The 11,360-nt window shown below is 72.2% G+C and carries 5 protein-coding genes; 2 read left to right on the forward strand and 3 right to left on the reverse strand.

Annotated features, from left to right (window positions below):
* Window positions 1-2: 2 nt before the first annotated feature.
* On the reverse strand, window positions 3-3,935 hold the full coding sequence (locus JYJ93_RS32655) for an AAA family ATPase (RefSeq protein WP_206798469.1): 3,933 nt from the start codon (window positions 3,933-3,935) through the stop codon (window positions 3-5).
* Window positions 3,936-4,152: 217 nt separating this feature from the next.
* Complete coding sequence (locus JYJ93_RS32660; RefSeq protein WP_206798470.1) at window positions 4,153-5,301, reverse strand: hypothetical protein; 1,149 nt, start codon at window positions 5,299-5,301, stop codon at window positions 4,153-4,155.
* A 349-nt stretch (window positions 5,302-5,650) separates the two neighbouring features.
* On the opposite strand from JYJ93_RS32660, the gene JYJ93_RS32665 reads away from it, so the two are divergent.
* Both JYJ93_RS32665 and JYJ93_RS32670 read left to right on the forward strand, forming a co-directional pair.
* Window positions 5,651-7,678, forward strand: coding sequence for a YgiQ family radical SAM protein (locus tag JYJ93_RS32665; protein WP_206798471.1), 2,028 nt, complete (start codon window positions 5,651-5,653; stop codon window positions 7,676-7,678).
* A gap of 89 nt (window positions 7,679-7,767) precedes the next feature.
* Entirely contained in the window at window positions 7,768-8,268 is a 501-nt protein-coding gene (locus JYJ93_RS32670) for a hypothetical protein (RefSeq protein WP_206798472.1), read from the forward strand.
* 25 nt (window positions 8,269-8,293) lie between these two features.
* Here the strand turns inward: JYJ93_RS32670 and JYJ93_RS40705 are convergent, their stop codons facing one another.
* Entirely contained in the window at window positions 8,294-11,257 is a 2,964-nt protein-coding gene (locus JYJ93_RS40705; RefSeq protein ID WP_269013102.1) for an ATP-binding protein, read from the reverse strand.
* Window positions 11,258-11,360: the final 103 nt, after the last annotated feature.

Below are 11,360 nucleotides of genomic sequence, written 5' to 3' on the forward strand. Positions count from 1 at the left end.
TCTCAGGGCGCCGGGCGGTGGCCGGACAGCGTCTCCACGTAGGACGCGGCCACCCGGAGGAAGCGGCCCCCCCGCACGCCGGTGAGGTACTGGCGCTTCATCGCGCGGGTGGCCCCCACGTAGAACATCGCGCGGCGGATGCGTTCGTTCTCGCGCTCGTTGCGCTGGCGGGCGCCCGCCATCCACGCCTCGATGGAGTCCAGGGCCTCCAGTCCCGCGAAGAAGACGACGGGGCACTCGTGGCCCTTGCAGGAGAACACCGTGGTGGCGCGCACGTGGTCCACGCCGCTCACCCGGAAGTCCGTCACGTCCCGTCCGCCCTTGCCGCCGTAGGCCTCCGCGGGCACGCCCGCCTTGCGCAGCGCGTCCGTGAACGACGCGGGCATCACCGGCGCCACCACCAGGATGTCGCCCGGGTGGACGCCCTCCTCGCGCACCAGCCGGGCAATCTCCTTGGCCACCCAGCGCGCCTCGCTGGTGCTGGAGGCGAAGTCCTTCACCTGGGGCAGCACGCCGCCGCGCTCGGTGGACTGCACGCGGTAGAGCCCCTCCAGCGTCTCCTCCGGCAACCACAGGAGCCGCTCGCGGGCCAGCTCTCCGGCCTTCATGTACTCGCGCATGCCGGGGTCGGTGACGCGGTGCTGGCGCAGCGGGTCCAGCACGACGTTGAAGGCCACGTCGAGGATGTCGCGCGTGGCGCGGAAGGTCTCCTTGAGCACGCGGGTGCGGCCCCGGAAGGAGAGCCCTTCGGGGAGCTGCTCCTTCAGGCTGTCGATGGGCACCTGGCCGTAGACGTTCTGCGAGTCGTCCATGAACAACTGGAAGCAGCGGGACTCGCGGCCGTCCTCGCCCACGCGGGGGCGCACCAGCGCGTGCAGGGCGGCCAGGCCCTGGGCGTCCATGTCCTGCGCCTCGTCCACGAAGACGGCGTCGAAGGTGTGCGGCTCCAGGCGCCGCAGCGCGCCCACGTGCTTCACCGTCACCTGGGCCCTGAGCGCGCGCACCTGCTCCGGGGCGCGCACGGTGAGCGCCTCCATGAGCAGCTTGTCCACGAGCGGCGCGAGCGAGCGGTTGTAGAAGGACACCAGCACCCGGGCGCGCGGGTTCTCCAGCAGGTAGCGCGCGGCCCAGTGCGCCAGCACGTACGTCTTGCCGCTGCCGGCCACGCCGCGCACCAGGTGGTGGCCGTCGTCGAAGCGGCGCTCGAAGAGGGACACCTGCTCCTGGGTGAAGAGCGGCCCCGTGTCCCTGCCGCCCGCGATCTCGCCGCCCAGGCCCATGGGCACCAGCGGCGGCGGGGGCGGAGGCGGGGGACGCGGCTGGGTGGCGAGCAGCTCCAGCTTCGGCGGCGTGCCGGCGTGGACGCGCACGCGGGGGAGCAGCGACAGGAAGCGCGCGGGCACGGGCGAGGCGCGGGCCTCCGCGCGCGAGGCGAGCACCAGCAGGTATTCCTTCGCGCGGCTGGCGGCGACGTTGAGGATGGGCACCAGCGTGTGCGGCGGGAAGGGCCGGCCTCCGGCCACGGTGTCCACCATCACCACGTCGTACTGGGTGCCCTGCTGGCGGTGGATGGTGGAGGCGCTGAACATGTCGTGGCGCAGGCCCGCCGCGTTGCCCAGCTTGCGCAACAGCGCCGCCTGCGCGCGGTAGGGCGTCACGCACAGCACCGTGAGGCCCAGGCGCACGGCCTGGCGGGCCAGCGTCACGGCGAGCTCGGCGGACAGCTCGCGCTGGTAGCCGGAGCCCGTCTCGCCCCGGCCGTGCGTGAGGCGGCGGGTGTCGCGGCTCAGGCCATCCAGCACCAGCCACATCGCGCGGGACGGGAAGGCGGGCACGGGCGGGGGCTTCTGGGCCCGGTCCTTCACGAGGTCGCCGTCCTCCAGCGCGCCGCCGTAGCAGAAGTGGCTCACCACCTTCGCGATGTCCGGGTGCATGCGGTGCTGGGTGCGCAGCAGCAGCACGTCCGGGCGCTCCGCGTCCTTCACCGCGTCCTCCAGGTGGGACAGGGCGCTGGCGCGCAGCCACGTCTGGGTGCCCTTCCCCGCCCCTTCCGCCGCGCGGCTCACCGGGCCGATCTGCTTGGGGTCTCCCGCGAGCGTCACCTGCCGGGCCAGCGGGGCCAGCAGCGCCGTCGCCGCGCGCGTCACCATGCCGGCCTCGTCCACCACGAGCCGCTGGAAGGTCTCCTCGCCTTCCAGCTCCGACACCAGCCGCAGGGCGCGGTGCACGGTGAGGACCATGAGGGGGCTGTCGCCCTTCTCCGCTTCCTTCAGCGTGGGGTCCTTCACGCGGCCGCGCAGGCCGCGCAGCTCCGCCTGCATGCGGGCGAGCTCCGGCGCGGCGCCGCCCCGGGCCCGCTCCAGGGCGAGCTCGCGTTCGCGCTCCTGGATGGTGTTGAGCAGCTTGCTCGTCTTGTTCTCCTCCAGCGCCACGGTGGGCAGCTTGTGGAGGGCCTCGCTGGCGCCGGTGCCGCCTCGGAAGATGCTGCGGGCCAGGGGGCGCAGGGGGATGGGGTCGCGCTCCAGCAGGGCGCTGACGCGCATCACCAGCTCGTCCGCGGCGCGGTTGGTGGGGGCCACCGCGAGGATGCGCTCATGCGGGTAGGCGCGCAGGGCGCGGGCGATGAGGTCCGCGACGGCGGTGGTCTTGCCGGTGCCGGGAGGGCCCCAGATGCTGCCCCACGGCTGGCGCCACAGCCGGTCCACGGGGATGAGCTCCGCGTCGCGGGGGGACGGGGAGGACGGGAGGAGCTCGCCCTTCGCTCGCGCCAGGGCGTTGGAGAGGTCGGTGACGCGGTCCTCGTAGGCGGCCGCGGCGGCGCACAGGGCCTCCGCGAAGTCGTAGGGCCGGTAGCACCAGCGCTCGCAGGAGAGGACGCGCCGGTCCAGGTCTTCTCCGGAGTCGGAGGAGGCGAAGACGCGGCCGGACTCGAAGTCCAGGTGGACGATGTTCCCGGCGAAGACCAGCTCCTCGCCCAGGAAGCCGAGCAGCGAGCCGCCGGACCAGTCCGGATCCGCGGCGGGAACGGGCACCAGGCCCAGCACGCCGGGCCCGGCCATGCCCACCTCGCGTGCATCCTGGAGCCGCTGCGCGCGGTACTGGCTGCGCTCGGCCACCAGCGCGTCGCGCAGGTCCTCCGGAAGGTACGTGGGGGCCACCCACTGTTCCCGGCGGCGCCCGGAGGACACGACGGCCTGCATGGCCTCGCGCTCCGCGGGGGTGACGTCGCCGGAGGCGGACACGTCGCGGGCCGGTGCTTCCTCCGGGGGACGCGCGTCCGCCACGTCGTCCACGCGGACGAGGTCCGGCGCGGGCGGAGCAACGTGCGCGCCGAAGGGCCCTACTCCAGGCGTTACCAGCGCCTCGTTGTTCGGCGCGCGGGCTGGGCCAGCGTCGGCAGGGCGCGGAGCACCCTCCCCGATGGAAGCTCGCCCCAACGCGGCAGTCGCCTCGGCGATGCCAGCCCCAGGCAGAGCCTCCCCTCCGATGGGGGCTCTCGTCGATGCGCCCGTGGCGACGGCGTTCGCCTCGGCGGTGTCAGCTCCAGCCGGTCGCGACGACTCGCGGTCCCGCGAAGGCGCGGAGTCCTCCGCCACGCCAGGCTCCCCCTGGGCGGCGGGACGCGGGGGAAGCGCGCGGTTCACGCGGTGGGAGGGGGGCGTGGACTTCAGCGCCGCGGAGTCCAGCTCCCTGAATGTCAGCGTCCTCGGCTTCGCGGACGCCCTGCCCTTCACTTCCGTCACCTTCGGCGCGGGCGCGGCGTCCTCCCACTCCCGCGGCGGCCATGACGAGCGGACCCGGAGCACGGGCGCGGTCTGGCCTTCCTGGACGTCGGTGTCGTACTCCACGCGGAGCACGGGCATGAGGTCATCCGGAGCACGCTCGTCCCGCGGCGCCTCCCCCTGACCCGACTCCTCGTCCGTCCTGCGCATCATACGGGGTGCTCGCGGCGCGGCCCTTCCTCACCTCGGAAAGGAGCGGTGCCGGGAGCCGGCCAAGCTAGGGGAGGCAGCGATCTGCGTCAACGCACGCGGGGCCCCCTCGCATGCCTGCACCACCGGTGAAGCCCGAGCCCCCTTCACGCACGACAGCCCGGGCCGCGCACACTCGCGGACCCGGGCCGTCATCCACCGCCTTGGAGCTCCGTGGCGACTACAGCAGCGGGCAGAGCAGCCCACCGCCCGTGCCCGCCGGGCAACCGTCGCCCTGGCAGTACACGGGCCCCACGCCCACGGAGAGGATTCCCTGGAGGCTGGGCACCTTCACCTTGCAGGTGCCGAGGGTCGCGTTCCCGGACGCGTCCGCCACCGAGTACACCATCGTGTAGACGCGGCCGTTGCCCAGCAGGCTGGACTCCGCGCGCAGCTGCGCGGACTTGCGGTCCGCGCTCAGCTTGATGTCCTGGCACTTGAAGAGCGCCAGGCTGAACAGCGCGTCCTCGGACTCGTCCGACTCCACGCGGATGATGGACGCCGACTGCTGCAGGTCCAGCGTCCCGCCGCAGGTGTCCACCGCCGGCTGCGCGCAGTCCGCCAGGGTCACCGTCTTGTAGTCCGCGCCCAGCGTGCGGGCCAGGACCAGGTTCTTGCTCGCCCCGGCCACCGGCGCGGCATCGTCCACCACCGTCACCGTGGCCGAGCACGTGGCCGAGTCCATCCCGTCCGACACCGTGAGCGTCACCGGCGTCGTGCCCACCGGGTACTGGCCCGCCGGGCTCGCCGTGATGCTCAGGGGCTGCGGGAAGCCATCCGGATCATACGAGCCATTGTCGATGGACGCGGACGCCCCACACGACGCGTTCGCGGACACCGTCACGTTCTTGCACAGCGCCACCGGCGCCTGGTTCACCAGACAGCCGCCGCCCGCCGCCAGCGTCAGCGTCGCCGTGTTGTTCTCCTCGCTGTCCTCCGGGAAGAAGTTCGTGTGGTCCGCGACCACGAACAGCTTCTGCACGCCCTCCGGCAACTGCACCGCCGCCTCGAAGGCATAGCGCTCCTTACCCACCAGCCACGGCACATTCACCGTCGCCAGCAGCGTGCCGCCCTCCGCCGGGTCCCCGGCGTAGATGCCCGCCACCGAGGGGTCGATGCCCGTCGGCGCCTCGTTGACGATGAAGCCCGTCACCGTCGCCACCTGGCCGTCATCACACGTCACGCCCAACCCGGTCGCCGCCAGGTCGATGCCCGTGTGCAACGCGGCCTTGGACTGACGCGGCCCCGCGCCCTCCTCCAGGGTTTCCACACCACAGCCGCCCAGCATCAGCAGGGAGGCAAAGAACGACAGAGGACGGCGCAAGGACATGACTCTCTCCAATGAGAAGGCGGTGCGGGGGATGAGGGGAGCAGCCCTGACGCCAGACAATGACAGCCGGGCCCGTGGACAATTCTCTGCCACAACCGGATTTTTCTAGCAATACGGGCAAGCCTGTACCCAGGTCCAGGTATACACAGACACCCTGTTGGATCCCCAATGACCCTGCTGTCTGTCTTTGCGAGGAGTCGAGAAACGGTGCACTCCGCGTCTGGATTTGGACGACCTGACGGGTTGCCGGTCTCTCGGGGAACAGGGGGGCAGGCGGCCGTCGCAGTGGACAGCGCCCGCCCTGATGGGGTTGGTTGGGCCTTCCCCCGCTGTTGAGGGGACCCAAGCCATGGCCTCCATCGCCCCGCGTCACGCCCACCCGTTCCTTCCCGTCACCCGTGCCGACATGCAGGCCCGGGGGTGGGAGCAGTGCGACATCATCATCGTGAGCGGCGACGCCTACGTGGACCACCCGGCCTTCGGCCCGGTGCTCATCGCGCGCTTCCTGGAGGGGCGGGGCTTCAAGGTGGGGCTCATCCCCCAGCCGGACTGGCACTCGGCGGAGCCCTTCAAGGCCCTGGGGGCGCCCCGGCTGTTCTTCGGGGTGGCGGCGGGCAACCTGGATTCGATGCTCAACCGGCTGACGGCCCAGAAGAAGAACCGCTCGGAGGACCAGTACAGCCCGGGCGGGCGCACCAACTGCCGGCCGGACCGGGCCTCCATCGTCTACGCGCAGCGCTGCCGGGAGGCCTTCCCGGACGTGCCCATCGTGCTGGGCGGCATCGAGGCCAGCCTGCGGCGCATCGCGCACTTCGACTACTGGAGCGAGAAGGTGCGCCGCTCCATCCTCTTCGACGCCAAGGCGGACCTGCTGGTGTTCGGCATGGGCGAGCGGCCCATCTGGGAGATCGCCGACCGGCTCCACCGGGGCGAGCGCATCGAGGACCTGAAGGACATCCGGGGCACCGCGCACCTCATCAACGACGCGGCGATGAAGGTCCTGGAGGCGGACCCGGCGAAGCGCGCGGCGGACAAGGACAAGGTGGTGGTGCTGCCCTCCTACGAGGACGTGGTGGCGGACACGCGCGCCTTCGCGGTGATGAGCCGGGACTTCCAACTGGAGACCAACCCCGGCAACGCGCGCGCCATCGCGCAGCGCCACGGCAACCGCGCCATCTATATGAACCCGCCCGCCCGGCCGCTGGAGGACGGCGCCGGACAGAAGCCCGGGGACACGGCCACGGTGGCCATGGATGAGCTGTACGACTTGAAGTTCAACCGCGTGCCGCACCCCATGTACCAGGAGCCCATCCCCGCCTACGAGACGGTGAAGCACTCGGTGGTGCTGATGCGCGGGTGCTTTGGCGGCTGCACCTTCTGCTCCATCACGGAGCACGAGGGGCGCGTCATCCAGAGCCGCTCCGCCGCGAGCGTGCTGCGCGAGGTGCGCGAGCTGCGGCGCATGGGGGACTTCCGGGGGACCATCACGGACCTGGGGGGGCCCACGGCGAACATGTACAAGCTCAAGTGCAAGAGCGAGGACATCGAGAGCCGCTGCCGCAAGCTGTCCTGCGTGCACCCGGGCGTGTGCGAGAACCTCCAGACGGACCACGGCCCGCTCATCTCGCTGATGAAGCAGGTGCGCGAGGAGCCGGGCGTGAAGCACGTCTTCATCGCGAGCGGCGTGCGGTACGACCTGGCGGAGCGCTCGCCGGAGTACGTGAAGGAGCTGGCGGCGCACCACGTGGGCGGCCAGCTGTCCGTGGCGCCGGAGCACGTGTCGCCGCGCGTGCTGGAGAAGATGAAGAAGCCCGGCATCGAGAGCTTCGAGCGCTTCCAGCACATGTTCGCGTGCGCCAGCGAGGACGCGGGCAAGGAGCAGTACGACATCGCCTACTTCATCAGCGGCCACCCCGGCTCCACGCTGGAGGACATGGTGATGCTGGCGCAGTGGCTGAAGGAGAAGGGCAAGCGGCCCCGCCAGGTGCAGGACTTCATCCCCACGCCCATGTCGGTGGCCACGGCCATGTATTACACGGGGCTTGATCCGCTGAAGATGGAGCCCGTGTACACGGCGAAGGGCCTGCGCGAGAAGCGGCTGCAGAAGGCGCTCCTGCTCTACTGGAACCCGGAGCACTGGCCGCTGGCGCGCGAGGCGCTGAAGCTGGCCGGGCGCGAGGACCTCATTGGCCGGGGGCCCAAGGCGCTGGTGCCGCCGGAGTCCGCCGCGGAGGCCGCGCGCCTGCGCCGCTCCTCCGAAGGCTCGAACGCGGAGGAGGGCCTGGCGACGAACGCGTGGCCGCGGCCCGCGCAGCCGCGTCCGTCCGGGCCTCGGGGTGGAGGCCGCACGCCGCGTCCGGGCCCTCGCGGGCGGTAGCGGGTCCCCGGCTTTCGTTCCGGGGGGAGGCTCGGGTATAGGGTGCGCCGCCTTTCTTCAAGCGGCCACACCGCCGGAGCCACACCACCATGCCCAGGACTTCCCAGGAGCAGTCGCAGGAGCGTCACGCGTTCCTGCTCGACCTCTTCCGCAACCAGCCTGACCTGAGCCGCCAGGACGCCCTGGAGAGCTTCAAGGACCGCTTCGGCGCCACCATCAACCTGCGCACGTTCAACGAGCTGCGCGAACAGGCGAAGAAGGAGCTGGCCTCGCAGCCCGCCGCTCCGGCCGCCGCCCCCAAGGAGGAGCAGGACGTGGACGTGCAGGACGAGCGGTCCGAGGTGACGGCGGAGGACGCGGGGACGCTGCTGAAGGCCGCGGCGGCTCCGGAGCTGCACGCGGGTGCGGCGCCGGCGAAGAAGCCGAAGGCGAAGGGCCCCGGTTCGCGCAACGTGTTCGTGGACGCGACCGCGGAGCAGCTCCAGTTCCTGGAGCGCGTGGTGCTGCAGCTCCAGGAGGCCGGCGCCGCCAACGTGCGCATCGACCACGCCACCGACCGGTGGATGGTGCTGGTGGTGGATTCCAAGTAGCCGTCCGGGCAGCCAATGCCTGTCATCAGGGCCGCGGGCCGTCCAGGGGCAGTGACACCGTGAAGGTGGCGCCGCCCCCTGGCGTCTCGGACACGCCGACGCTGCCGCCGTGGGCCTCCACCACCTGGCGGGCGATCCACAGCCCCAGGCCCAGGCCTCCGAAGTTGCGCACGGACACGGCTCGCTCGAAGCGCTGCCAGATGCGCTCGCGGTCCTCGGGGCGCACGCCCATGCCGTGGTCCACCACCGTCAGGCGCGCGGACGGGCCCACCTGCTCCAGGTGCACCTCCACCGGCTTGCCCACGCCGTACTTCAACGCGTTGGACAGCAACCCCTGCACCACCTGCTCCAGGCGCGCCTTGTCGAACCGGCCTCGCACCGGGCCCGCGACGCGGGCGGTCACCTCGCAGCCCTCGCGGCACAATTCCTCGCGTGCCTGGGCCACCTCCTCCGTCACCAGCGCGGAGAGGTCCACGTCCTCCACGTCCAGGTGCACCGGCCCCGAGGACAGCTGGGACATGTCGAGCAGCGTCTCCACCACCGTGGCCAGCCGGTGCACCTGCCGCCGCGTGAACAGGAGCCGCTCGCCCAGCCGGGCGCGCACGTCCGGCCCCAGCCCCCGCTCGATGAGATCCAACTGGAGGCGGAAGCCCGCCAGCGGCGTCTTCAATTCGTGGCTCACCACCGACAGGAACTCGTCCCGCGCGCGGACCGCGTCCTGCAATACCGCCTCGCGCGCCGACAGCTCCGCCACCTCCCGGCGCACCCGCGCCATCTCCAGTTGGGTGCGCACCCGCGCCGCCAGCTCGCGCGCGGAGAAGGGCTTCACCAGGTAGTCATCCGCGCCCGCCTCCAGCCCCTCCACCGAGGCCTCCTCGCCCGCGCGCGCCGACAGGAGGACGAACGGGATGGCCCGCAGCCGGGGATCCGCGCGCAGCTCGCGCAGCAGGCCGAAGCCGCCCAGGCGCGGCATCATCACGTCGCTCAACACCAGGTCGGGCGGATGCGCACGGATGGCCTGGAGCGCGGCGTAGCCGTCCTCCGCCGTCTCCACCGTCACCGACGCGTCCAGCAGCCCCGTGATGTACGTGCGCAGGTCCGCGTTGTCGTCCACCACCAGCACCCTGGCGGACATGGGGGGCAGCAGCGGGGTGGCCCGCACACTTTCCGGAACTGGCGGCCCCTCCTCCTGGCCCGCCGCCGTGCCCAGCCATCCGCGGATCTCCTCGACGTAGGCGGACGCGCTCCGCGCCACGGAGTGCTCGAGCCCCTTGCCCTCGGGGACGAGCTGCTCGCGCGGCAGGTGGCCCGTGCCCAGGGGCACCGCGACCCGGAAGGTCGTGCCCTGCCCCAGCGTGCTCGTCACGTCCACGGTGCCGCCGTGCAGCTTCGTCAGCTCCTGCACCAGGCTCAGGCCAATGCCGCTGCCCTCGTGGCTGCGCGAGCGGGCGTTCTCCACGCGGTGGAAGCGCTCGAAGATGTGCGGCAGCTCCGCCTCCGGGATGCCGCTGCCGGTGTCCCGGACCGCAAGCCGCGCCTGGCCGTCCTCGCCGCGCAGCTGGACGTGGACGCCGCCCTCGAAGGTGAACTTCATCGCGTTGGAGAGCAGGTTGAAGACAACCTTCTCCCACATCTCGCGGTCCACCCAGACGGGCTCCGCCAGGGGCGGCAGGTCGAGCGTGAGGGTGAGCTGGGCCCGCTTCGCGATGGACTCGAACTGGCTCACCAGCTCCGCGGTGAAGGCGGACAGGTCCGTGGGCTGGAAGGCCGCGCGCACGCGTCCTGCCTCCGCCCGGGTGAAGTCGAGCAGCGTGTTGACCAGCTTGAGCAGCCGGGTGGCGTTGCGCTGGACCAGGGACAGCCGCTCCGCCTGGCGCGGCGGCAGCGGCTCCGCCGTGTCAGACAGCGCGTCCTCCACGGGCCCGAGCATCAGCGTCAGGGGCGTGCGGAACTCGTGGCTCACATTGCTGAAGAAGGCCGTCTTGGCCCGGTCCAGCGCCGCGAGCCGCTCCATCCGCTCCACGGCCTCCTGCCGCGCGCGAGCGCTGGAGGCGGCCGTGGCCAGGGCCCCCGCCACCAGCTCCAGGAAGCCCCGGTACTCGCCGTCGGGGTTCAGGAACGGGCTCAGGCCCACGACCAGGAAGCCCAGGTCGCGGTCCCCTTCCGCGTGCGGCAGCGGCAGCACCAGGGCGGGCCGGGGCGGCTCCGCGGCCTCCGGCGGAAGCGGCGCGTCCAGCCACCCGTTCACGTCCTCCACCCGCGCGGCCTGGCGGGTGGCGGCCACCGGAGCCAGGAGCCCTCCCGCGGGCCCTCCGTCCCCCTGCGCGCGCAGGTCGAGGTGCGCGGGCACCGCAGCGCTCCGGGCCCCCATGCCGGTGGAGCCCACGAGCGAGGCCCGCGCGCCGTCCGCGTCCGTGACGTAGAGCCACGTGAAGGGCAGGTCGGCGGGGTTCTCCGCCAGGGCGTCCAGGCCGGCGCGGCACGCCTCCTCCACGGAGCCCGTGCCGCCCGCGCGCTGGGTGAGGAGGTGCAGCGTGCGCAGACGCCGCTGCCCCAGGACCTGCCCCGTCGTCTCCATGGCTGGCGTGTAGAAGCCCACCACCGCGCCGTCGTCATCCAGCACCGGGGTGTAGGACCAGGTGAAGTAGGCCTCCTCGGCGAAGCCACCCCGCTGGATGGGCAGCGACTGGCTCTCCGCCCAGTTCGCCTGCTTCGTGCGCTCCAGCGCGTCGAACATGGGCCTCAGGTGGGGCCACAGCTCCGGGAAGACGTCGCGCAGCGGCCCCAGGGCATGGTCCGGGTGCTTGGCGCCCATGATGGGGATGCCCGCGTCGTTGTAGAGCTGCACGCGCTCCGGCCCCCAGTAGATGAACATGGGGAAGCGCGTCGTCAGACACATGCTGACCAGGGTGCGCAGGGTCGGCGGCCACGAGGAAATGGGCCCCAGCGGCGTCCCGGACCAGTCGCGCTCCAGGATGAGCCGCCCCATCACGCTGCCGCCGCGCAATGTCGCCAGCCATCCCTCGGGACGAGGCGCGGCCGACGCGTCTTCCGCTGACCGGGGCGCGTTCTGTTCGTTCGTCGGACGGCTC

Source organism: Corallococcus sp. NCSPR001, from assembly GCF_017309135.1.
GTDB lineage: Bacteria > Myxococcota > Myxococcia > Myxococcales > Myxococcaceae > Corallococcus.